This is a genomic window from Streptomyces aureus (assembly GCF_000725495.1).
Taxonomy (GTDB): domain Bacteria; phylum Actinomycetota; class Actinomycetes; order Streptomycetales; family Streptomycetaceae; genus Streptomyces; species Streptomyces aureus_B.
In genome coordinates this window covers 23,352-46,244 of sequence record NZ_KL647042.1, presented here as the reverse complement: position 1 = coordinate 46,244, position 22,893 = coordinate 23,352, and the positions used below count along the sequence as shown (strand labels likewise).

The following is a 22,893-nucleotide window of genomic DNA, read 5'->3' as shown; positions in this document are numbered from 1 at the left end:
TCGCGCCCCCTTCCCAAGCAATGGTTCTCCGCAATACCTTATGGCCCTCGGCTGACCCAAGGAGGCTTTTCCGGTGGCAGACCGCACACCCCCGCTGACCGTCGAAGAACTGAGCGTCCTCGTCGAGGCAGGTGACATCGACACGGTCGTCCTGGCCTTCCCCGACATGCAGGGGCGGCTCCAGGGGAAGCGGTTCGCCGCGACCTTCTTCCTCGACGAGGTACTGGAGCACGGCACGGAGGGCTGCAACTACCTCCTCGCCGTCGACACCGACATGAACACCGTCGACGGATACGCCATGTCCTCCTGGGACCGCGGCTACGGCGACTTCGCCCTGCACCCCGACCTCGCCACCCTGCGCCGCGTCCCGTGGAACGCGGGCACCGCCCTGCTCATCGCCGACCTCGCCTGGAACGACGGCTCCCCCGTGGTGGCCGCGCCCCGCCAGATCCTGCGCCGCCAGCTGGAGCGCCTCGCCGCGCTCGGCTACACCGCCCAGGTCGGCACCGAGCTGGAGTTCATCGTCTTCAAGGACACCTACGAACAGGCCTGGGACAGCGGCTACCGCGGGCTGACGCCGGCCAACCAGTACAACATCGACTACTCGGTCCTGGGGACCGGACGCGTCGAGCCCCTGCTGCGCCGCATCCGCAACGAGATGCAGGCGGCGGGCCTGACCGTCGAGTCGGCCAAGGGCGAGTGCAACCCCGGCCAGCACGAGATCGCCTTCCGCTACGACGAGGCCCTCGTCACCTGCGACCAGCACGCGATCTACAAGACCGGCGCCAAGGAGATCGCCTCCCAGGAGGGCGTCTCGCTCACCTTCATGGCCAAGTACAACGAGCGCGAGGGCAACTCCTGCCACATCCACCTCTCCCTCGCCGACGCCGACGGCACCAACGTGATGGCCGGCTCCGCCGAGGACCCGGGCGGCATGTCGGAGGTGATGCGGCACTTCCTCGCCGGACAACTGGCCGCCCTGCGCGACTTCTCCCTCCTGTACGCGCCCAACATCAACTCCTACAAGCGGTTCCAGCCCGGCTCCTTCGCCCCGACCGCGGTCGCCTGGGGCCACGACAACCGCACCTGCGCGCTCCGGGTCGTCGGCCACGGCCGCTCCACGCGCTTCGAGAACCGGCTGCCCGGCGGCGACGTCAACCCGCACCTGGCCGTCGCCGGACTCGTGGCGGCCGGCCTGTACGGCATCGAGCGGAAGCTGGAACTGCCCGAAGCCTGCGCGGGCAACGCCTACAGCGCCGCGTACGAGCACGTCCCCACCACCCTGCGCGAGGCCGCCGAGCTCTGGGAGAACAGCCCGATCGCCCGGGCCGCCTTCGGCGACGAGGTCGTCGAGCACTACCGCAACATGGCGCGCGTCGAACTGGAGGCCTTCGACGCCGCGGTGACCGACTGGGAGCTGCGCCGCTCCTTCGAACGCATGTGAAAGGTCGTTCCGTGTCGAACGAGTCCGAGCTCCGGGTCCTCAACCCCGCCACCGAGGAGGTCGTCGCCACCGTTCCCGCCGCCACCGCCCGGGACGTGGACGAGGCCGTCGTCCGGGCCGGGCGGGCGCAGACCCGCTGGGCCGCCCTCGCACCCGCCGACCGGGCCCGGCTGCTGCGCCGCTTCGCCGCCGAGGTCGACGCCCACCTCGAGGAACTGGCCCGCCTGGAGGTCCGCGAGGCCGGCCACACCCTCGGCAACGCCCGCTGGGAGGCGGGCAACGTCCGCGATCTGCTCGACTACGCGTCCGGGGGAGTGGAACGGCTGCTGGGCCGTCAGATCCCGGTTCCCGGCGGCCTCGACGTCACCCTCCTCGAACCGCTCGGCGTCGTCGGTGTCATCGCGCCCTGGAACTTCCCCATGCCCATCGCCGCCTGGGGCACCGCGCCCGCCCTCGCCGCGGGCAACGCCGTGATCCTCAAGCCCGCCGAGACCACTCCGCTCACCGCACTGCGGCTGGCCGAACTCGCCCTGGAGGCGGGCCTGCCCGAGCACCTCTTCCAGGTGCTCCCCGGCGCGGGACCGGTCGCGGGCGACGCACTCGTCCGGCACCCGAGCGTCGCGAAGATCGTCTTCACCGGGTCGACCGCGGTCGGCAAGAGCGTGCTGGCGACGGGCTCCGCCCTCCTCAAGCGCGTCACCCTCGAACTCGGCGGCAAGAGCCCCAACATCGTCTTCGCCGACGCCGACGTCGAGGCCGCCGCGGCGGCTGCCCCGATGTCCTTCCTCGACAACTCCGGCCAGGACTGCTGCGCCCGCACCCGCATCCTGGTCCAGCGCTCCGTCCACGACCGCTTCCTCGAACTCCTCGCCCCCGCCGTCGCGTCCGTGGTCGTCGGCGACCCCGCCGACGAACGGACCCAGATGGGCCCGTTGATCTCCGCGGCCCAGCGGGAACGCGTCCGGTCCTACGTCGACGCCGACGCGCCCGGCATCCGGGGCAAGGCCCCCGAAGGCCCCGGCTTCTGGTTCGCGCCCACCGTCCTCACCGGCGTCGACCCCGGCGCGCGCGTGGCCGTCGAGGAGGTCTTCGGCCCCGTCGCCGTCGTCCTGCCCTTCGAGGACGAGGCCGACGCCGTCCGGCTCGCCAACGCCACCGACTACGGTCTGTCCGGCTCCATCTGGACCCGCGACGTCGGCCGCGCCCTGCGCGTCTCCGGGGCCGTCCGCGCCGGCAACCTGTCCGTCAACTCCCACTCAAGCGTCCGCTACTGGACCCCCTTCGGCGGCTTCAAGCAGTCGGGGATCGGCCGCGAGCTCGGCCCGGACGCCCTCACCGCCTTCACCGAGACCAAGAACGTCTTCATCAGCACGGAGGGTCCCGCACAGTGACTTCAGACACCCCCGAGACCATCTGCCGCCGCCTGGTGGGCCGCACCGCCGTCATCACCGGCGCCGCCAGCGGCATCGGCCTCGCCACCGCGCGCCGGCTCGCCTCCGAGGGAGCGAGCGTCGTCTGCGGCGACATCGACGAGCAGCAGGGGAAGGCCGTGGCCGCCGAGGTCGGCGGGACCTTCGTCAAGGTCGACGTGACCGACCCCGACCAGGTCGAGAACCTGTTCAGGACGGCGTACGACACCTACGGCTCGGTCGACATCGCCTTCAACAACGCCGGCATCTCGCCCCCCGACGACGACTCCATCCTGGAGACCGGCCTGGAGGCATGGAAGCGGGTCCAGGAGGTCAACCTCACCTCTGTCTACCTGTGCTGCAAGGCCGCCATCCCCTACATGCGCCGCCAGGGCCGGGGCTCCGTCATCAACACCGCCTCGTTCGTGGCCCGGATGGGCGCGGCGACCTCGCAGATCTCCTACACGGCCTCCAAGGGCGGTGTATTGGCCATGTCCCGCGAACTCGGCGTCCAGTTCGCCCGCGAGGGCATCCGGGTCAACGCGCTCTGCCCGGGCCCGGTCAACACCCCGCTGCTCCAAGAGCTGTTCGCCAAGGACCCCGAGCGGGCAGCGCGCCGGCTCGTGCACATCCCGGTGGGACGGTTCGCCGAGGCCGAGGAGATCGCGGCGGCCGTCGCCTTCCTCGCCAGCGACGACTCCTCCTTCGTGAACGCCACCGACTTCCTGGTGGACGGGGGCATTTCGGGCGCCTACGTCACCCCGCTGTAGCCAGGCGACGCACACGGCCGGCGGGTCGCGGGAGGGCCCGACGCCCTGCCCCGCCCGCCGGTGGACGGCTCGTCCCGGCCCGTCCCGCTGACGGCAGCGGCACTAGAGTGCCGGGATGAGCATGACGCCCCCACCCGGCTGGTACCGCGACCCGTCGTACCCGCTCGTCGAGCGCTGGTGGGACGGGACCGCGTGGACCGACCACCGGCGTCAGCCCGAAGTCCCCCAGCAGCCCCTCGTACCGGCCCCGCCCGCCGACTCCTCCGGCTCCGGCCGGGCCAGGACCGTCGCCCTCGTGACGGCCGCCGTCGTCCTCGTGGCCGCGATCGTCACCGGCGGCGTGCTGCTGCGCCACGACGACGGCGGCGGCGACGGCGACGACAAGGCCACCGCGCGGACCACGCCCGCCGCCGCGTCCTCCACCCCGGACGACGGCCCCTCGCCGTCCCCGTCCGGGCCCTCGCCGTCGGCCGGCGACAAGTCCGTCGTCGTGGACGAACTGAACGGCATCACCTTTCCGGTCCTGGACGGCTGGGCGAAGCCGCAGTACGCCGCCGACCACGACATGGTCCTGTCGACCCCGCGCACCTACGACTGCCCGGGCGACCCCGGTCTCTGCCGGCACGGCCGGGTCGACTCGCGCACCGCCACGGCCACCGACGAGACCTCCCCGAAGGCCCTCGCCGAGGGGGACATCGAGGACGCCGCCGACAGCGCGTACGGCCACGACCTCGTCGGCAGCCGCCCCTTCCACGGCATCACCTCGCACAGCGTGGTGAAGTCCGGCTCGGTCGCCGTCGCCGGACGCGCCGGGTATTACGTGCGCTGGAAGGTCAAGACCGGTGTGGGACCCGGGGGTTACGTCGAGTCGCTGGCCTTCCAGTCCAGCGTCGGCTCGCAGTCCCTGGTCATCGTCCGGATCGCCATAGACTCCGGCGCCGACGCCCCGCCCCTGTCCGACATGGACCGGATCACCGCGGGCATCCGCTCCGTGGGCGCGAAGGACGCCGGCGGCGGTGTGGGCAGCAGCATCGGCCCCTCGCAGTGAACCGACGGCGGCCCGGGCCGGGCCGCCGTCCGTCTTCCCTCTGCCAGGTCTCCCGCCCCGAAGGGTCAGAGGAAGGTGTGGCCCTCTCCGCGGTACGTCGGCACGGAGGCCGTGACCGTGTCGCCCTCCACCAGGTGCAGCGTGTCGAACCGCTCGCACAGCTCACCGGCCTTCGCGTGCCGGAACCACACCTTGTCGCCGATCAGCAGATCGTCCGCGGGGGAGCCGAGCAGCGGGGTCTGCACCTCGCCGGGACCCTCCTGGGGGTCGTACGAGAGACCCTCCGGCAGATACGGGACGGGCAGCCGGTCCGCGCCCGCGGCCCCGGACGCGGGGTATCCGCCGCCCAGCACGGTCACCACGCCCACGCCCGGCCGGCGCACCACGGGCTGGGCGAACAGCGCCGCGGGGCGCCCGCTGAAGGACGTGTAGTTGTCGAAGAGCCTCGGTACGTAGAGGCCCGACCCGGCCGCGATCTCGGTGACCGCGTCCTCGGCCGCCGTGTGCTGCACACTGCCGGTGCCGCCGCCGTTGACGAACTCGAGGTCCGGCTCCACGGCCCGCACCGCCCGGACGACCTCGGCACGGCGCTGGGCGAGCTCCTTGCGGGCGGTCGCCTGCATCAGCCGGACCGCGCGTGAACGCAGCGGACGCCCCGAGACCGCGTCCCCGACGCCCGCGATGTGACCCTCGTACGCCATGATCCCCACCAGCTTGAACCCCGGCGCGCGCTTGACCGCACGGGCCAGGTCCGCGACCTGGGCGGGGGAGTGCAGCGGCGAGCGCAGCGCTCCGACCCGGACCCGGCCGCCGAACAGCTTGAGCGAGGTGTCGAGCTCCAGACACACCCGGACGACCTCCTTGCCGCCCTCGCGCGCCTCGTCGATGAAACGCAGCTGCGCCGGGTCGTCGATCATGACGGTCACCGCGGCGGCGAGCTTGGGGTCGGAGGTCAGCTCGGCGTAGCCCTTGCGGTCGGCCGACGGATAGGCGAGCAGGACGTCCTCGAAACCGGACCGGGCCAGCCACATCGACTCGGCGAGGGTGAACGACATGATCCCGGCGAAGCCGTCCCGCTCCAGGACGCGTTCCAGCAGGGTGCGGCAGCGGACGGACTTGCTGGCGACGCGGATCGGCTTCCCGCCGGCCCGGCGGACGAGGTCGTCCGCGTTCGCGTCGAAGGCCTCCAGGTCCACGATGGCGACGGGGGCGTCGAGGTGAGCGGTGGCCCGGTCGTAGCGGGCCCTGTCGGCGGCACGGGCAGTCATGTGCGAAGACTGCCAGACTCGATTACCGCAGGGTAGGGGGACGTTCCGGGCAGATGCCCCGGGGCTTCGCACTGGTTCCCGCCCGGCGCTCCTCAACCCGTAGAGTGACGCGGACGCAGGGAGGAACGGCCCTCGCTCCGACGGGCCCTGCCCGGGTGACGGGCCACCGGCGCGGGTATGCGTGCCCGTGGGGGACCTCTCGCGCGCACGAAACGTACGCCGGGTCACGGGGCGTCCGATCGGCCCGGTACGAGGAAACGGGGGGTGCATGAGTACGGAAGCGCGGCGCGCCTCGAATCCCCGGCGCCCCTCCGCCCCTCCCGCGGCCGGCCCGACCCCGCCGGCTCACCCTCCCGCCCCGCCGAGGCCCCCCGGTCCGGACCTGTCGGCCGGCGAGGACTGGTCCGCGGAGACCCCCACCCCGACCTCCCCGGCCGCCGGCCACTCCACCACCACCTCTCCGGCCCCCGGCAGCGCTACGACCGCCCCGGCCCCCGGCAGCCCCGGGGCCGCCTCCGGACCCGACTGGTCCGACCGGGACGTGTCCCCTTCCGGCCCCGGGACAGCGTTGTCCTCGGCCTCCGACGCGGAGCAGCCCGCGTCCTCCTATCGGACTCCCTCGGTCCCGCCGCGCCCCGTGAGCCCGCCGCGCGGCACGTCACCGTCGGTCCCGGCCCAGCCCGCCGCCGCACCGCCGACGTCGAGCCGGCCCACCTCGCTCGTCCGGCCGAGGGCCGCCGCGACCGGTGACTCCGGGTCCGGCAGGTCCGGAGGCTCCGGGACCGCTCCGGCGTCCACTCCGACGGGTGCGACTGGCGCGACCGGTGCGCAGGGACCGGCCACGCCTCGCGCGTCGCGGCCGGCCTCGGCCGGTGGCGCGGGAGCCGTTCCTCCCGCCGCGCCGGAATCCGGCCGACCGTGGACCGCCGCACGTGACACGCAGGGCCCTGACGCCTCGCGCTCCGCGCAGAGCGGTGCACCCGGGGCCGATGCCTCGCGTTCCGCGCAGAGCGGTGCACCCGGGGCCGATGCCTCGCGTTCCGCGCAGAGCGGTGCGCCCGGGTTTGACGCTTCGCGCTCCGCGCAGAGCGGTGCGCCCGGGTTTGACGCTCCGCGCTCCGCGCAGAGCGGTGCGCCCGGGTTTGACGCTCCGCGCTCCGCGCGCAGCGGTGCAGCCGGGTCCGACGGCTCGGGTCCCACGCAGAGCACTGCACCCGGTTTGGGCGACTCGCGTCCCGCGCGGAGCGGTGTGCCGGAAGCGGGCGCTCGTGTGTCCGTACCGGCCCCTGCCCGAGGTGGCGACACGTCGCCGTCCGCTGCGGACGGCAGGACGGGGTCCGACGCACGCCGGTCCGGGCCCGCCTCTTCCTCCGGCACGGGATCCGAAGCGCCCCGGTCCGCCCCGGCCGGTACCTCGGCGGTCGGCGCACCGCGCCCGGCGGCGTCCGCCGGGCAGGGCCGCGCGCCGGAAACCGCCCAGCAGGGCTCGGGCACGGCTCCGTCGGAGCGTCCGGCCCCGCCGCGCTCCGCCCCGGAGGCCGACGAAAAGGGTGCCGCCACCGCCGCGCCGCCCGAGGCCCGGCGCTACCCCTCGCTGCGTCCCGAGGGCCGGACGGGGCCGCCGACCCCGCCGCCCCCCGCGGCCTCCGCACGCTTCCCGGACACGCCCCCGGCGCCGACGTCCGCCGCTTCGGCGCGCTCCGACGAGGCACCGCACCCCGCAGGGCCCTCACGGCCCGGTGGGACCCAGCGTCCCGCGCCGCGCCCCGCCCGACTGTCGCACCCCGCCGCACCGCAACGCCCGACGGAGCCCCCGCGCCCGGCCGAGGCGCCGCGTTCTTTCGAGGCCCCGCGCCCCGCTGAAGCGCCGCGTGCCTTCGATCCCTCGCGTCCGGTCGAAGCTCCGCGCCCTGTCGAGGCTCCGCGCACCGCCGAGGCCCCGCGGGCTTTCGATCCCTCGCGTCCCGCTGATGCCCAGCGTCCCGCGGAGGCCGCGCGTCCGGCCGAGGCTCCCCGTTCCTTCCAGGCCCCGCATCCTGTCGAAGCCTCGCGTCCTGCCGAGGCGCCGCGTTCCTTCGAGGCCCCGCACCCCGCTGAAGCGCCGCGTGCCTTCGATCCCTCGCGTCCGGTCGAAGCTCCGCGCCCGGTCGAAGCTCCGCGCCCCGCCGAGGCCCCGCGGGCTTTCGATCCCTCGCGTCCCGCTGATGCTCAGCGTCCCGCGGAGGCCGCGCGTTCCTTCGAGGCCCCGCGCCCCGCCGAGGCCCCGCGTGCCTTCGAGCCCCCGCGCCCCGCCGGGGCCCCGCTTCCTTCCGTGCCTCGGCCCGCCGCGGAGGCGGCGTGGGAGGCTCAGCCCTCTCGGGACGGTCGGCCGGCGGCGGACACCGTGGGCGCGCCGCCGTACCCTCCGCTGCCCGGTCAGGCGGCCCCCGGTGCCGGGCGCCCCTATGTGTCGTTCGCGGAACCGGAGCCGTACGGCGGCGACACCGCACGGGTGCGTCCGTTCCGCGGCCGGATCCGGCCGGGTGCCGTGACCGCCGCGACCTGTGTCGTCCTCGGTCTCGGGCTCATCGGCGGCGCCGTGACCGGCAGCTGGCTCGCCGGTGAACCCACCGACGGACCCGGTTCCCCCGGCGCCTTCACGGCGGCCGGACAGCTCTGGCACAGCATCCCCGTGGACCAGCTGTTCCCGCCTACCGTGAACGGCGACGGAGCGGGCCCCGGCGGATCCGACCGCACCTGGACGCGGATCGCCGTCGCGCCCGACACCGGCTGCAAGGACGCCTTCGACCCGCTGCTGCGCCAGGCCCTCGCCCCCGTCGGCTGTCTGCGCCTGCTGCGCGCCACCTACGTGGACGCGACCCGCAGCCATGTCACCACCGTCGGCCTGCTGTTCACCAAGGCGGACGCGGCCGGCATGACCTCCCTGAAGAACCGCTTCCGCAAGGAGGGCCTGGAGCGGCGCACCGACCTGCTGCCGCTGCCCTACGCGGCCAAGGGCACCGACGCCGAGGGCTTCGGCAAGGCCCAGCGCGCCTCCTGGACCCTGTCCGTGCTCACCGACGCCCCCGTCGTCGTGTACGCGGTCTCGGGGTTCGCCGACGGACGTACGGTCGCCGCCCCGCTGCCGGCCGCCGAGGCCATGAAGCCGGACTCGACCACGGCCGCGGCCCAGGCGGGCCTCGGCCACGAGGCCCAGGGCCTCGCCGACCGGGTCGAGCGAGGACTTCGCAAGACCGTCAGCCCGTCCACGGAGAAGCCGTCATGACCCGCGCCGACGGCCCCGACGGCCGCATCCGACAGACCGCCGCCGCGGCGGATACGCCCGGAACTGCCCGCACTGCTGATGCCGCTGCCACCGCCGTAACGGAAGTCACCACGGAGGCCGCCGGCCCCCGCGGAGCCGCCCGCCGGGCCGGAGCGGTGACCGTCCCTCGCCCCGGCGCCCCTCGCCCGAGCGCCCCTCGCCCCGGCATCCGGCGCCCCGGCCCGCTCTCCCGCAGGTCCGGCGCCCTCGCCACGCTCCTCGCCGCCTCCCTCGCCCTGGTGCCCTCCACGGCCGCGCACGCCGACGGCATCCGCGCCCAGCAGTGGGGCCTCGACGCGATGCACACGCAGGAGGCGTGGCGCACGACCAAGGGCAAGGGCATCACCGTCGCCGTCCTCGACACCGGCGTCGACGCCCTGCACCCGGACCTCAAGGGCAATGTGCTCGGGGACAAGGACCTGGTCGGTTTCGGCGCGAGCCGGGGCGACCGGACCTGGGCCCGGCACGGCACCGCCATGGCGGGCATCATCGCCGGGCACGGCCACGGTCCCGGTGACGCCGACGGAGTCATGGGCATCGCGCCCGAGGCGAAGATCCTGCCCGTCCGGGTCATCCTGGAGGACAAGGACCCGGCCCGTTCCAAGGCCCGCAACACCCGGGGCAACGCGCTCGCGGACGGCATCCGCTGGGCCACCGACCACGGCGCCGACGTCATCAACCTCTCCCTCGGCGACGACTCCCGGTCCGCCCACCCCGAACCCGCCGAGGACGAGGCCGTCCAGTACGCGCTGAAGAAGGGGGTCGCCGTCGTCGCCTCGGCCGGCAATGGCGGAGAGAAGGGCGACCACATCTCGTACCCGGCCGCCTATCCCGGAGTGATCGCCGCGGCCGCCGTCGACCGCTACGGGACCCACGCCTCCTTCTCCACCCGCCGCTGGTACGCCACCGTCAGCGCCCCGGGCGTCGACGTGGTCATCGCCGACCCCGACGACCGGTACTACGAGGGCTGGGGGACCAGCGCCGCGTCCGCGTTCGTCTCCGGCGCGGTCGCGCTCGTCAAGGCCGCCCACCCGGGCCTGTCCCCGGCGCAGATCAAGAAGCTGCTGGAGGACACCGCCCGCAACGTTCCCGCCGGCGGCCGTGACGACTCCCGCGGCTACGGCTTCGTCGACCCCGCCGCCGCCATCAAGGCGGCCGCCCGGCTCAAGCCGGAGGGCCTCAAGTCGGCGGCGTACGGCCAGAAGTACTTCGGTACGGGCCCGGCCCCCGCCGACGACGGCGGAGGTTCGGCCGACTGGGCCGCACCCCTCGCGGGCGCCCTGGGCCTGGCCCTGCTGGCCGCGGCGGTGTTCCTGTGGCGCGGACGCCGAGGCACGAACCCCTTCGAACGCCCTTAGGGCCTGTCCGACCGTTGCCGTCCGACCATTGCCGTCCGACCGCTGCCACCCGACCGTTGCCGTTCGCCCGGCGGCCCCATGCGGCCCCGGCTCCGGGAGCGTTCACCGCGCCCGGAGGCACGGACTCAGTCCTCGGCCGTGTCCTGGAACGCCGAAACCGCCGCCTTCGACACCGCCTCCACCAGCGAAATGCCCTTCGCCTGGGTGGAGTTGCCGTTCGACAGTGCCGCCACCAGATAGTCGTGGCCCCCGGCCGAGATCCGCCCGATGCTGTTGACGTCCCACAGACCGGTCGTGCTCCGCGCCAGCCAGCCGTTCTTGAGCGCCCATCGGGAACCGTCCGCGGCCGCAGACACCCCCCACTGCTGGTCGGTCTCGATCTCGCCCATGAGTCCCTGGAGGTAGGACCGCGAGGCGGAGCTGAGCTTGGAGTCCTTCCCGAACACCTGCTGGAGCAGCGTCAGTTGGTCGCTCGCGGTGGTCTGGGTCAGCCCCCACAGCTCGCCGTCGCCGCCCTGCGTGGACGTCAGGCCGAAGCGCTTGTTCGCCGAGTCCAGACCGTCGGCCCGGCCGATCGCCGCCCACAGCGCGGTCGCCGAGGCGTTGTCGCTGTTCTCGATCATTTTGGTGGCGTACGCCTTCTCCTGCGCGGTGAGATGCCGGTCCGCGTCCTGGGCCTGGAGCAGCAGCGCGGCCAGGATGTTCACCTTGACGATGCTCGCTGTGTCGAAGGCGGTCTCCCCGTGGGAGGCGCTCTCGCCGGAGTCGACGTCGAGGACGGCGACCGAGGTCTTGGCGCCGGCCGCCACGGTCACCGACTTCAGCGCCTTCGCGAGCAGTGCGTCCCGGTCCGCCGAGGGCTCCGCCACGGGTTCCACCGATGCCTCCTGGCTCCTGGCCGGCGAGGACGAGGACGATGCCGGCGCCGCCGACGATACGACGGACCCGCCGTCGTGCGCCTGCGCCTTCATGTACACGGTCCCGGCCGCCGTGGCGCCGACCAGGACGACGGAGGCCACCGCGACGGACAGCAGCGGTGTGAGTCGGGAGGGCCGGGCGCGGCGCCCGCGTGCTCTGTGACGGTCCATCCGGCGATGCTGGACGGCCGGGCTGTGCCCGCCGTTAGGCGTGTGTGAAAGGTGCGTCAGGGAAGCCTGAGAAACTCATGAATCCCGTGGCCCCGGTGTTACGGGGGCCGCACAGGCGCAACTGCATCCCCCCGATAGGGTCGGGACCGTGGCGAACAAGAACATTCCCGACTCCGGCTTCTCCGACGACGACGGCTCCGCCGATCCCGGGCTGAGCGCCGCGCTCGCGGCCTGGTCCGCCGACCGCGCCGCCGTGCCGCCGGTCCTGGAGGCGCTCACGGGCGCCCGGCTGCTCGTACCCGTCGTGGCGATCCTCGGCGAGGTCGAGGAGGACGAGAACGGGCTGCGCCGCGAGAAGACCAGCGACATGGCCGTGCCCACGCTCAAGGCCGGCGGCCGCACGGCCCTGCCCGCCTTCACCTCCACCGACTCGCTGGCCCGCTGGGACCCTCAGGCCCGCCCCGTGGCCGTACGGCTGAACCAGGTCCTGGAGGCCGCGGCGCACGAGAAGGCCGACACGATCGTGGTGGACCTGGCCGGGCCCGTGGCCTACGAGCTGACGGGGTCCGCCCTGCTCGCGCTCGCCGAGGGGCGGACGACCACCGACCCGCTCGCCGATCCTGCCGTGGTCGGGGCGGTCCGGGCCGCCGTCGCCGCCGAGCCCCTGGTGGTCCGCGCCCATCTCGGCCGCGGCCCGGCCGACGGCACCCTCGCGCTCGTGCTCGACCCGTCGGCGGACCAGGCCGGGACCGCCCGCGCGGTGGCCGAGCGGCTCGCGGCCGACGAGACACTGAGGGCCCGCCTGGTGCGCGGCCTCGACCTGGCACTGCTGCCGGCCGAGGCGACGCCTCCGGGCGAGCCCCTGTACGTGCGCGGATAGGTCCGCGGGAGGGTCCGTGTCCGTCGTGCGGACGGGCACGGGTCAGCCGTAGACGGGGCCCGTGTACTTCTCGCCCGGGCCCTGGCCCGGCTCGTCCGGGACGAGGGACGCCTCGCGGAAGGCCAGCTGGAGGGACTTCAGGCCGTCGCGCAGGGGCGCCGCGTGGAAGGAGCTGATCTCGGTCGCGCTCGCGTCGAGGAGACCGGCGAGCGCGGTGACCAGCTTGCGGGCCTCGTCCAGGTCCTTGTGCTCGTCGCCCTCCTCGGTGAGACCGAGCTTCACGGCTGCGGCGCTCATCAGGTTGACGGCGACCGTCACGATGACCTCGACGGCGGGGACCTCGGCGATGTCCCGGGTCATGGTGTCGAAGTCGGGGTTCTGGGGAGGGGTGTCACTCATGCCCCACACGATAGGCCCCGGCGCGCGCGGCCCCGTCCACGGGAGCCTCCGGGCCGGTGGGGAGGGGTGCCCCGCCCCCGCGAGCGGCGGTGAGGAAGCCTCCGGTTAGCGCGTACCCGGCGGAACTGCTAACCTTGTGTAACGACCGGCCGGACACGTATGTGCTCGGCCCACAAGTGGAGGCTCCGATCTCCCACCTGACCGTCCTCCAGGACGGCGGGTCATCCGGTCAGGCGGCCGCCATCGTTCCGTACGGACGATGGAGTCGCCCGAATGTGCGCCCCGCGGTTGAACGCGGCGGTGTCTCCGGTTGTTCCATGGAGCCCCGCCTGTGTCCCGTCCGGGGCATTTTTCATGCCCCACGGCGGTTGGTCACCATGTCATCAGAGACATACGCGGCTGTCCGCCAGACCGCCGTGTGGTGCTACCGAGGAGGATCCATCAGCACCGAGCCCCGCATCAACGACCGGATTCGCGTTCCCGAAGTGCGACTTGTCGGTCCCAGCGGCGAGCAGGTCGGGATTGTTCCGCTTGCCAAGGCCCTTGAGCTTGCTCAGGAATACGACCTCGACCTGGTCGAGGTGGCGGCGAGCGCTCGCCCGCCCGTCTGCAAGCTCATGGACTACGGCAAGTTCAAGTACGAGTCGGCCATGAAGGCCCGTGAGGCGCGCAAGAACCAGGCGCACACGGTCATCAAGGAAATGAAGCTCCGGCCGAAGATCGACCCGCACGACTACGACACCAAAAAGGGTCACGTCGTCCGGTTCCTCAAGCAGGGCGACAAGGTCAAGATCACGATCATGTTCCGTGGTCGCGAGCAGTCCCGGCCGGAGCTCGGCTACCGACTGCTGCAGCGTCTCGCCACGGACGTCGAGGACCTCGGGTTCATCGAGTCGAACCCGAAGCAGGACGGCCGAAACATGATCATGGTTCTCGGTCCGCACAAGAAGAAGACCGAGGCGATGGCCGAGGCCCGTGAGGCTCAGGCGGCTCGCAAGGCGGATGCGAAGGCCAACCCCGGCCGCTCGCAGAACGCCGCCGAGGAGGGTGCCGCCGGTGGCGCGCCCGCCGAGGCCGAGCCGGCCGAGACCCCGGCCGAGGCGTCAGCCGAGGCCTGATCCCAGGGCCCCCGCCCCGGGATGTCAATCGATACATATGACGTTCCACCCGTGCCCGGTCCCGCGACCGGGCACCGGAACGCCACTGACGAGGAGAGAACGGCGCTATGCCGAAGAACAAGTCGCACAGCGGTGCCAGCAAGCGCTTCAAGATCACCGGCTCCGGCAAGGTGCTCCGTGAGCGCGCCGGCAAGCGCCACCTGCTCGAGCACAAGTCGTCCCGCGTGACGCGCCGTCTCACCGGCACCGCCGAGATGGCCCCGGGCGACGCCGCGAAGATCAAGAAGCTTCTCGGCAAGTGACGTACCGGCGCCCAGCGCCGTTCGTCTGATCCGGGACCCAATCGATTTCGGGCCGTGTGAGTCCAACCACGGCCCCGCTACAAGGAGTTAAAAAGTGGCACGCGTCAAGCGGGCAGTCAACGCCCACAAGAAGCGCCGGGCGATCCTCGAGGCGGCCTCCGGCTACCGCGGTCAGCGTTCGCGCCTGTACCGCAAGGCCAAGGAGCAGGTCACCCACTCGCTGGTCTACAACTACAACGACCGCAAGAAGCGCAAGGGCGACTTCCGTCAGCTGTGGATCCAGCGCATCAACGCTGCGGCCCGCCAGAACGGCATGACGTACAACCGCCTCATCCAGGGTCTGAAGGCCGCCAACATCGAGGTGGACCGCAAGATCCTCGCGGAGCTGGCCGTCAACGACGCCAACGCGTTCGCCGCGCTCGTCGAGGTCGCGCAGAAGGCCCTCCCCGCGGACGTCAACGCGCCGAAGGCCGCGTGACGCTGCGCTGGCTTCAGCCGACGTGACCGAAGGACCCGCAGGTTTCTCCTGCGGGTCCTTCGCTGCTGACGCCCCCCTGCGGCTGTTTGGCCGGGTGCCGGCCGGTGGGGGTTGATCGCGCAGTTCCCCGCGCCCCCAGGGGGTTGCAGTTGTCCCCAGCTATCGAAGGTGAACCAGAACATGTCCTCCGCCAGCCCCGAGCTGATCTCTCCGCGCTCGCCGCGTGTCTCCGCCGCGCGACGGCTCGCCCGGCGGAACTTCCGGGGCAAGGAGCGGCTGTTCCTCGCCGAGGGACCGCAGGCCGTCCGGGAGGCCGCCGCGCACCGCGCCGACGGCGACCCCACGCTCGTGGAACTGTTCGCCACCGTCGAGGCCGCGGAGCGCTACGCCGACATCGTCGACGACGCCCGCCGGGTCGGCGCCCGGGTGCACCTCGCCGACGAGCAGGTCATCGCCGACATCTCCACCACCGTCACCCCGCAGGGCCTCGTCGGGATCTGCCGCTTCCTCGACACCCCCTTCGAGGACATCCTCGCCGCCGGACCCCGGCTCGTCGCCGTGCTCGCCCACGTCCGCGACCCCGGGAACGCCGGGACCGTTCTCCGCTGCGCGGACGCCGCCGGCGCCGACGCCGTGGTCCTCACCGACGCGTCCGTCGACCTGTACAACCCCAAGTCCGTCCGCGCCTCCGTCGGATCCCTGTTCCATCTGCCCGTCGCCGTCGGCGTGCCCGTCGAGCGGGCCGTGGCCGGACTCAAGGACGCCGGCGTCCGCATCCTCGCCGCCGACGGCGCCGGGGAGGACGACCTCGACGACGAACTCGACCAGGGCACCATGGGCGGCCCCACCGCCTGGGTCTTCGGCAACGAGGCATGGGGGCTCCCGGAGGAGACCCGAGCGCTGGCCGACGCCGTCGTGCGCGTTCCGATCCACGGAAAGGCCGAGAGCCTGAACCTGGCCACGGCCGCGGCCGTATGTCTCTACGCGTCAGCCCGTGCACAGCGCGCCTCCACAGGGTGCCGCTCCGTCACCGGCAGCTAGTAGGGTGACGGGCCCGGGGGCCCTCTGCGCCAGACGAGAGGTGGGGTACGGGGATGAGTGTCGGCACGGGCGGAGCCCAGAGCGCGCTGCGAGCGCGAGACGCGCGCGGCCCCTCCGCGTCCCGGCCTGAGGACCCCGCCACCGCAGCCGGCCCCGGACTCGGCATAGACCCCGACGACCTGCCCGACGGGATCGTCGTCGCCGACGAACACGGCCGGGTCGTCTGCTTCAACGCCGCCGCCGCCCGGATCACCGCGACCCCCGCCGCCGAGGCCCTCGGCCGCCGCCTCGACGCCGCCCTCCCGCTGGAGGACCTCGAGGGCCGCCGCTGGTGGCAGCTGACCGACCCCTACGGCGGGCTGGCCATCCGCAACGGCCAGCCCGAGCGGAACCTGCTGCTCCCCGGCGGACGCGAGATCCTCGTCTCCGCGCGCTATGTGCGCACCCACCCCACCGGACCGGTCCGCCGGGTCGTCGTGTGTCTGCGCGACACCGAGGCCCGCCGGCGCACCGAGCGCAGCCACGCCGAACTGATCGCCACGGTCGCCCACGAACTGCGCTCCCCGCTCACCTCCGTCAAGGGCTTCACCGCGACCCTGCTCGCCAAATGGGAACGGTTCACCGACGACCAGAAGAAACTGATGCTGGAGACCGTCGACGCCGACGCCAACCGGGTCACCCGGCTCATCGCCGAGCTCCTCGACATCTCCCGCATCGACTCCGGCCGCCTCGAGGTGCGCCGCCAGCCCGTCGACATCGGCGCCGCCGTCGGCCGCCACATCCAGGCCTACGTCGCCTCCGGCCAGCCCGCCGACCGCTTCCTGCTGCGCATCGAGCAGCCGCTGCCCGCCCTGTGGGCCGACCCCGACAAGATCGACCAGGTCCTCAGCAACCTGATCGAAAATGCGGTGCGCCACGGCGAGGGAACCGTCACCATCGACGTGGCACCCTCCACCTCCCCGCGCGAGCGGCCGGACGAGGAGGGCACGGCGAACGCCGTCACGTCGGTCACCGTGAGCGACGAGGGCACCGGAATCCCGGAGGAGTCCATGAACCGCGTCTTCACCCGCTTCTGGCGGGGCAGCAAGCGCGGCGGCACCGGTCTCGGGCTCTACATCGTCAAGGGCATCGTCGAAGCCCACGGCGGCTCCATCACGGTCGGCCGCGCCCCCGGCGGCGGCGCCGAGTTCCGATTTACGCTGCCCGTGGGCACCCCGGCGTATCTCCTCTAGCGCCGCAGCGGCCCCCACGGGCTCCTTCGCACGGGCACACCGCCGGGACGCCCCGTCCTGGTCGGGCCCCGACCCCCGATAGACTCGGCCTTTGGCACCTTTGCGTCCACGCATCTGCGGACGATTCGTCTCCGAGTCGATGACGGGGACCCTCAGCCAGCCAACCGGAAGCACGGGAAGAGATGTCGGCACCTAATAAGTCGTACGACCCTGTAGAGGTCGAGGCCTTGAAACCGGAAGAGATCGAGCGCATGCGGGACGAGGCGCTCGCCGCCTTCGCCGCCGCCGGTGACCTCGACGCGCTCCAGGAGGCCAAGGTCGCCCACACCGGCGGCACCTCCCCGCTGGCGCTCGCCAACCGCGAGATCGGCGCACTGCCCCCGCAGGCCAAGGCCGCGGCCGGCAAGCTCGTCGGCCAGGCCCGGGGCGCCGTGAACAAGGCCCTCGCCGCCCGCCAGGGCGAACTGGAGGCCGAGCGGGACGCCCGCGTACTGGTCGAGGAGGCGGTCGACGTCACCCTGCCGTACGACCGTGTACCGGCCGGCGCCCGGCACCCGCTCACCACCATGATGGAGCGGGTCGCGGACGTCTTCGTGTCCATGGGGTACGAGATCGCCGAGGGCCCCGAGGTCGAGGCGGAGTGGTTCAACTTCGACGCCCTGAACTTCACGCCCGACCACCCGGCCCGGCAGATGCAGGACACCTTCTTCGTCCAGGGCCCCGAGGGCACCCACGGCGACGAGTCCGGTGTCGTGCTGCGCACCCACACCTCGCCGGTGCAGGCCCGCGCCCTGCTCGACCGCGAGCCGCCCGTCTACGTCGTGTGCCCCGGCCGCGTCTACCGCACGGACGAGCTCGACGCCACGCACACCCCGGTCTTCCACCAGATCGAACTGCTGGCCGTCGACGAGGGCCTGACCATGGCCGACCTCAAGGGCACCCTGGACCACATGGTCCAGTCGCTCTTCGGCTCGGACATGAAGACCCGGCTGCGCCCGAACTACTTCCCCTTCACCGAGCCGTCCGCCGAGATGGACATGCTCTGCTACGTCTGCAAGGGCGAGTCCGTCGGCAACCCCGACCGCCCGTGCCGGACCTGCTCCTCCGAGGGCTGGATCGAGCTCGGCGGCTGCGGCATGGTCAACCCGCGGGTGCTCGTCGCCTGTGGCGTCGACCCGGAGAAGTACAGCGGATTCGCCTTCGGGTTCGGCATCGAGCGGATGCTGATGTTCCGTCACAGCGTTGAAGACATGCGAGACATGGTCGAGGGTGACGTCCGGTTCACCCGGCCGTTCGGGATGGAGATCTGATGCGGGTCCCGCTTTCTTGGCTGCGGGAGTACGTCGACCTGCCGGCGACGGAGACCGGGCGCGACGTCCAGGCCAAGCTCATTTCGGCAGGGCTCGAGGTCGAGAGGGTCGAGCAGCTCGGCGCCGACCTCAAGGGTCCCCTGGTCGTCGGCCAGGTGCTCACCATCGAGGAGCTGGAGGGCTTCAAGAAGCCCATCCGCTTCTGCACCGTCGACGTCGGCACCGCCAACGGCACCGGTGAGCCCCAGGAGATCGTCTGCGGCGCCCGCAACTTCGCCGTCGGCGACAAGGTCGTCGTGGTCCTGCCCGGCGCCGTCCTGCCCGGCGACTTCGCGATCGCCGCGCGCAAGACGTACGGCAGGACCTCGCACGGCATGATCTGCTCCGGCGACGAGCTGGGCATGGGCGACGACGGCAGCGGCGGCATCATCGTGCTGCCGCCGGAGATGGAGCCCGGCACCGACGCGATCGAGCTGCTCCAGCTCGTCGACGAGGTCCTCGACATCGCGGTCACCCCCGACCGCGGCTACGCCCTGTCGATGCGCGGTGTGGCCCGCGAGGCCGCCATCGCCTACGGTCTGCCGCTCCGCGACCCCGCGCTGCTCGACGTGCCGGCCCCGAACGCGTTCGGTCACCCGGTGCGGGTCGCCGACCCGATCGGCTGCGACCGCTTCACCGCGCGCACGGTGACCGGGCTCGACCCCGACGCCCAGTCCCCGATCTGGCTGCGCCGCCGGCTGCAGAAGGCCGGCATGCGCCCGGTCTCGCTCGCCGTCGACGTCACCAACTACGTGATGCTGGAGCTCGGCCAGCCCCTGCACGCCTACGACCGCAACCGGGTCGAGGGCACGATCGGCGTGCGCCGGGCCGAGCAGGGCGAGAAGCTCACCACCCTGGACGGCGTCAAGCGCACGCTCGACGCCGGCGACCTGGTGATCACCGACGACCGCGGCCCCATCGGCCTCGCGGGCGTCATGGGCGGCGCCCACACCGAGATCGACGACACCGAGGGCACCACGACCGAGGTCGTCGTCGAGGCCGCGCACTTCGACCCGATCTCGATCGCGCGCACGGCCCGCCGGCACAAGCTGTCCTCCGAGGCCTCCAAGCGCTTCGAGCGCGGCGCCGACCCGGCCGCCACCTCGGCCGCGGCCCAGCGGACCGTCGACCTCCTCGTGCTCCTCGCCGGCGGCACCGCCGACGCCGGGGTCACCGAGGTGATCGCGCCGTCCGCGCCGCACACCATCACCATCCCGGCCGACCACCCGGACAAGGTGGCCGGTGTGCCCTACGGCCGCGAGACCGTCGTCCGCCGCCTCCAGCAGGTCGGCTGCGACGTGTACGGCCAGGACGAGCTGATCGTCACCGTGCCGTCCTGGCGGCCCGACCTGACCGACCCGAACGACCTCGCGGAAGAGGTCATCCGGCTCGAGGGCTACGAGAACCTGCCCTCCACCCTGCCCAAGCCCCCGGCGGGCCTCGGCCTCACCGACCGGCAGCGGCTGCACCGCCGCGTCGGCCGCGCGCTGGCCGGCGCCGGATACGTCGAGGCGCCGAACTACCCGTTCATCGGGGAGCACGTCTTCGACCAGTTCGGCCTCGCCGCCGACGACCCGAAGCGCAAGGTCGTCAAGCTGGTCAACCCGCTCTCCGACGAGGAGCCGGCGCTGCGCACCACGCTGCTGCCGGGCCTGCTCGGTGCCCTGCGCCGCAACGACGGACGCGGCAGCCACGACCTGGCGCTCTTCGAGACCGGTCTGGTCTTCCACCCGCAGGACGAACTGCGCGTCGCCGGGCGGCTGCCCGTCGACCGCCGTCCCACCGACGAGGAGATCGCGTCCCTGACCGCCGCGCTTCCCCTCCAGCCCCGGCACGCCGCCGTCGTCCTCGCGGGCGCCCGCGAGCAGGCCGGCTGGTGGGGCAAGGGCCGCCCGGCCGACTGGGCCGACGCGATCGAGGCCGCGCGCATCCTGGCCCGCGAGTCGGGGACCGAACTCCTCGTCCGCTCCGGCCAGTACGGTCCGTGGCACCCGGGCCGCTGTGCCGAGCTCGCGGTCGTCGTGGACGGTGCGGAGCAGGTCGTCGGGTACGCCGGCGAGCTGCACCCCGGTGTCCTGAAGACCCTGGGGCTGCCCGCGCGCACCTGCGCGATGGAGCTGGACCTGGACCTGCTGGAGCGGGCGAGCTCGGGCCACCCCAAGGGCCCGAAGATCTCGACCTTCCCGGTCGCCACGCAGGACGTCGCCCTGGTCGTCGACAAGAGCGTCCCGCACGCGGACGTCGAGGCGGCGCTGCACGAGGGCGCGGGTGAACTCCTCGAGTCCATCCGGCTGTTCGACGAGTACGAGAGCGAGCAGCTCGGCGCGGACAAGAAGTCCCTCGCCTACGCGCTGCGGTTCCGTGCCGCCGACCGCACGCTGACCGTGGACGAGGCCTCGGCGGCCCGTGACGCGGCGGTGGCGCTGGCGACGGAGCGCACGGGAGCAGTGCTGCGCGGAGCCTGACGGCTCCATCAGCTCACCCGGGGAACCGGGCACCCGGCCGCGGACGACTCCGCGGCCGGGCCGCCCGGTTCCCCGTTCCCGTTTCCGGGGGCAACCGGGCCGGGATCCCGGGTTCCACTCGATCCGGGGCCGGGCGCCGTCGAGCCCGGAGCGCGGGTCTCGTCGGGGGTTTGTTCGAGGTCCGGCGGGTCACGGTCCCGGCCTCGCCGGGCGGTCGTGCGGGGTCTGCCGGGTCCGGAGGCCCGGGTTTCGGCGACGGTCGGGCGGGTCCTCGGGGCCGGTTCCCGGTGGGCGGCCGGGCAGGTTTTCCGGCGGCGGGGGCCCGGTTCCGCCGGGGTGTCCTGCCCGGGCCCCCGGGTTCGGGGCAGCGGCTTCGGCGGGGCGGGGTCCGGGGTCTCGCCGGGTCAGATCGGGGCCTGCACCGCTCCTGCCTGCATAAATGCGGGCGTGCGAAGACACCTCACTCATTCGGGTGACATGTCCGGGTGATCCGGCAGGGCCGGTCCGGGCGGCGACAGAATCGGAGCGGTCTCTCCGAGGCCGTCTGCGCTGTCCGTGCCTATTGGGGGGCCAATCGGCATGATCCGTATCAAGGCTGGGGCTCCCCGACGGGCGACGCTCCGGACGCATTCGCGGAACCCGGCCAGGGCGGTCCTCGGACCGCGGCGCCGACGGGACCGGCTGAGGGCGGGATTCGACCGGGCGGTGCGCGGCCGGGGATCCCGGCTCCGGTTCACCCGTGAGACCTGCGGCCGCCGCACCCGCGGCGGCCCCGGACGCCGGGTCCCGCGCGGCCCCGGCAGGCCGCCGCTGCGCCGGGCGGTGAACCTGGCGCTGCCCGCGGTCTGGGGCGCGCTGGCGATCTCGTACAAGATGGCCTGCCCGCTCGCGCAGCAGAACGGGCTCGGCGCCCGCATCGTCACCAGCGCGGTCTTCTTCGCGGTCGGCGCCGGTCTCATACTCCACGTCAGAAGAACCCTCCTGCGCGAGCTCAAACAGATCCGCAAGGTCGCCGGAGCCGCGCAGGCCGTCCTGCTGCGCCCGCTGCCCCCGCGGATCGACGGACTGGACTTCGCCGCGGCCCAGCTCTCCGCGGACCACGGCGCGAGCATCGGCGGCGATCTGTACGAGGCGATCGCCACCGAACACGGCGTGCGGGTCGTGATGGGGGACGTCCGCGGACACGGCCTGGCGGCCATCGGCACCGTCGCCGCCGTCCTCGGCGCGTTCCGCGAGGCGGCCCACGACGAGGCCGAACTCGGCGGCGTCCTCAGACGACTCGAACGGGCCCTGGCCCGGCACCTCTGCGACCGGGACCGGGCCGGACAGCCCTCCGCGGAGACCGATCCCGACGGCCGGTCCGCCGAGGAGTTCGTCACCGTCCTGCTGCTGGAGATCCGCGGGGACGGCGAGGTGCACGCCCTCAATTGCGGCCACCCCTGGCCGTACCTGCTCGCCCGGGGCCGTGTCCGCCCGCTCGTCCGGGCCGAACCGATGCCGCCGCTCGGACCGTTCCCGCTGCCCGCGTGTCTGCCCGCGAAGCACTGCGGCCGGCTCCGGCCCGGCGAGGGGCTCTTCCTGCACACCGACGGCGCCGAGGACGCGCGGGACGCCCGGGGCCGGTTCTTCCCGCTGCTCCCCGCGCTCGCGGCGGCCGTCCGCGACGGGCCGGTCGTTCCGCAGGCCGTGCTCGGCGCGGTGTTCACCGGCCTGCTGCGCCACACCGGCGGCCGCCCCGACGACGACGTGGCCGTCCTGGTGCTGCACAACGACCGCCGGCCCCGCGCCCTGAACCCGGGACGGGTCTCCCGGCACGTGCCGGGATGAGGTCGCCCCAGGCCCCGTGCCGGGTGTCCGGCCGGGCCTTCGGTGAGCGCCGCCGGGGGCGGCCCGCGCTCCCTCGCGTTCCGGGGGACGACCGGCCACGGGACCCGCGCCCG

General features: G+C 73.4%; 18 protein-coding genes. 15 read left to right on the top strand and 3 right to left on the bottom strand.

The annotated features are described in order from the left end of the window. The first annotated feature begins 73 nt into the window (after positions 1–73). The 4 genes from IO36_RS41355 (at position 74) to IO36_RS41340 (ending at position 4,671) form a co-directional block, all read left to right on the top strand. Positions 74–1,444, top strand: coding sequence for a glutamine synthetase family protein (locus IO36_RS41355; protein WP_037628383.1), 1,371 nt, complete (start codon positions 74–76; stop codon positions 1,442–1,444). 11 nt (positions 1,445–1,455) lie between these two features. Further along, the gene (locus IO36_RS41350; protein ID WP_037628382.1) at positions 1,456–2,835 is read left to right on the top strand and encodes an aldehyde dehydrogenase family protein; all 1,380 of its coding nucleotides are present in this window, start codon (positions 1,456–1,458) and stop codon (positions 2,833–2,835) included. Further along, on the top strand, positions 2,832–3,623 hold the full coding sequence (locus tag IO36_RS41345) for a 3-oxoacyl-ACP reductase (RefSeq protein WP_037628378.1): 792 nt from the start codon (positions 2,832–2,834) through the stop codon (positions 3,621–3,623). Before IO36_RS41350 ends, IO36_RS41345 begins: the two co-directional genes overlap by 4 nt. A gap of 115 nt (positions 3,624–3,738) precedes the next feature. Beyond that, on the top strand, positions 3,739–4,671 hold the full coding sequence (locus IO36_RS41340; RefSeq protein WP_037628376.1) for a DUF2510 domain-containing protein: 933 nt from the start codon (positions 3,739–3,741) through the stop codon (positions 4,669–4,671). Between the two features lie 65 nt (positions 4,672–4,736). Here the strand turns inward: IO36_RS41340 and IO36_RS41335 are convergent, their stop codons facing one another. Then, complete coding sequence (locus IO36_RS41335; protein WP_037628374.1) at positions 4,737–5,939, bottom strand: amino acid deaminase/aldolase; 1,203 nt, start codon at positions 5,937–5,939, stop codon at positions 4,737–4,739. Positions 5,940–8,322: 2,383 nt separating this feature from the next. On the opposite strand from IO36_RS41335, the gene IO36_RS41325 reads away from it, so the two are divergent. Next, the gene (locus IO36_RS41325) at positions 8,323–9,204 is read left to right on the top strand and encodes a hypothetical protein (protein WP_245173672.1); all 882 of its coding nucleotides are present in this window, start codon (positions 8,323–8,325) and stop codon (positions 9,202–9,204) included. Next, complete coding sequence (gene mycP / locus IO36_RS41320; protein WP_245173671.1) at positions 9,201–10,601, top strand: type VII secretion-associated serine protease mycosin; 1,401 nt, start codon at positions 9,201–9,203, stop codon at positions 10,599–10,601. Before IO36_RS41325 ends, mycP begins: the two co-directional genes overlap by 4 nt. A gap of 125 nt (positions 10,602–10,726) precedes the next feature. Here mycP and IO36_RS41315 read toward each other — a convergent pair whose 3' ends face one another. Beyond that, positions 10,727–11,689, bottom strand: a complete 963-nt coding sequence (locus tag IO36_RS41315) for a serine hydrolase (RefSeq protein ID WP_037628369.1) — start codon at positions 11,687–11,689, stop codon at positions 10,727–10,729. Between the two features lie 148 nt (positions 11,690–11,837). On the opposite strand from IO36_RS41315, the gene IO36_RS41310 reads away from it, so the two are divergent. Further along, on the top strand, positions 11,838–12,569 hold the full coding sequence (locus IO36_RS41310) for an SseB family protein (RefSeq protein WP_037628368.1): 732 nt from the start codon (positions 11,838–11,840) through the stop codon (positions 12,567–12,569). 42 nt (positions 12,570–12,611) lie between these two features. On the opposite strand, the gene IO36_RS41305 is transcribed toward IO36_RS41310, so the two are convergent. Continuing rightward, positions 12,612–12,968, bottom strand: a complete 357-nt coding sequence (locus IO36_RS41305; protein WP_037628367.1) for a DUF1844 domain-containing protein — start codon at positions 12,966–12,968, stop codon at positions 12,612–12,614. Between the two features lie 416 nt (positions 12,969–13,384). On the opposite strand from IO36_RS41305, the gene infC reads away from it, so the two are divergent. The 8 genes from infC (at position 13,385) to IO36_RS41260 (ending at position 22,780) form a co-directional block, all read left to right on the top strand. Continuing rightward, positions 13,385–14,086, top strand: a complete 702-nt coding sequence (infC, locus tag IO36_RS41300; protein WP_245173674.1) for a translation initiation factor IF-3 — start codon at positions 13,385–13,387, stop codon at positions 14,084–14,086. 107 nt (positions 14,087–14,193) lie between these two features. Next, on the top strand, positions 14,194–14,388 hold the full coding sequence (gene rpmI, locus IO36_RS41295) for a 50S ribosomal protein L35 (protein WP_006374321.1): 195 nt from the start codon (positions 14,194–14,196) through the stop codon (positions 14,386–14,388). A 94-nt stretch (positions 14,389–14,482) separates the two neighbouring features. Then, positions 14,483–14,866, top strand: coding sequence for a 50S ribosomal protein L20 (rplT, locus tag IO36_RS41290; RefSeq protein ID WP_037628363.1), 384 nt, complete (start codon positions 14,483–14,485; stop codon positions 14,864–14,866). Positions 14,867–15,046: 180 nt separating this feature from the next. Continuing rightward, positions 15,047–15,907 (top strand): TrmH family RNA methyltransferase, encoded by an 861-nt coding sequence (locus IO36_RS41285; protein ID WP_037628362.1) that lies wholly within the window; start codon positions 15,047–15,049, stop codon positions 15,905–15,907. Positions 15,908–15,960: 53 nt separating this feature from the next. After that, positions 15,961–17,139 carry a sensor histidine kinase gene (locus IO36_RS41280; protein ID WP_037628361.1) on the top strand — a complete coding sequence of 393 codons (1,179 nt, stop codon included), beginning with the start codon at positions 15,961–15,963 and terminating at the stop codon, positions 17,137–17,139. A 182-nt stretch (positions 17,140–17,321) separates the two neighbouring features. Then, positions 17,322–18,449: a phenylalanine--tRNA ligase subunit alpha gene (gene pheS / locus IO36_RS41275; RefSeq protein WP_037628360.1), complete on the top strand. Its 1,128-nt coding sequence runs from the start codon at positions 17,322–17,324 to the stop codon at positions 18,447–18,449. After that, entirely contained in the window at positions 18,449–20,953 is a 2,505-nt protein-coding gene (gene pheT / locus IO36_RS41270) for a phenylalanine--tRNA ligase subunit beta (protein WP_037628359.1), read from the top strand. The genes pheS and pheT overlap by 1 nt, the downstream gene beginning before the upstream one ends. A gap of 873 nt (positions 20,954–21,826) precedes the next feature. Then, positions 21,827–22,780: a PP2C family protein-serine/threonine phosphatase gene (locus IO36_RS41260; protein WP_107065939.1), complete on the top strand. Its 954-nt coding sequence runs from the start codon at positions 21,827–21,829 to the stop codon at positions 22,778–22,780. Positions 22,781–22,893: the final 113 nt, after the last annotated feature.

Excerpts from the sequence above, each read along its gene's own strand:
- IO36_RS41335 (WP_037628374.1), bottom strand. The coding sequence starts at position 5,939 with ATGACTGCCCGTGCCGCCGACAGGGCCCGCTACGACCGGGCCACCGCT.
- rpmI (WP_006374321.1), top strand. The coding sequence starts at position 14,194 with ATGCCGAAGAACAAGTCGCACAGCGGTGCCAGCAAGCGCTTCAAGATC.
- IO36_RS41285 (WP_037628362.1), top strand. The coding sequence starts at position 15,047 with ATGTCCTCCGCCAGCCCCGAGCTGATCTCTCCGCGCTCGCCGCGTGTC.
- pheT (WP_037628359.1), top strand. The coding sequence starts at position 18,449 with ATGCGGGTCCCGCTTTCTTGGCTGCGGGAGTACGTCGACCTGCCGGCG.
- IO36_RS41315 (WP_037628369.1), bottom strand. The coding sequence starts at position 11,689 with ATGGACCGTCACAGAGCACGCGGGCGCCGCGCCCGGCCCTCCCGACTC.
- pheS (WP_037628360.1), top strand. The coding sequence starts at position 17,322 with ATGTCGGCACCTAATAAGTCGTACGACCCTGTAGAGGTCGAGGCCTTG.
- IO36_RS41280 (WP_037628361.1), top strand. The coding sequence starts at position 15,961 with ATGAGTGTCGGCACGGGCGGAGCCCAGAGCGCGCTGCGAGCGCGAGAC.
- IO36_RS41305 (WP_037628367.1), bottom strand. The coding sequence starts at position 12,968 with ATGAGTGACACCCCTCCCCAGAACCCCGACTTCGACACCATGACCCGG.
- IO36_RS41260 (WP_107065939.1), top strand. The coding sequence starts at position 21,827 with ATGGCCTGCCCGCTCGCGCAGCAGAACGGGCTCGGCGCCCGCATCGTC.
- mycP (WP_245173671.1), top strand. The coding sequence starts at position 9,201 with ATGACCCGCGCCGACGGCCCCGACGGCCGCATCCGACAGACCGCCGCC.
- IO36_RS41340 (WP_037628376.1), top strand. The coding sequence starts at position 3,739 with ATGAGCATGACGCCCCCACCCGGCTGGTACCGCGACCCGTCGTACCCG.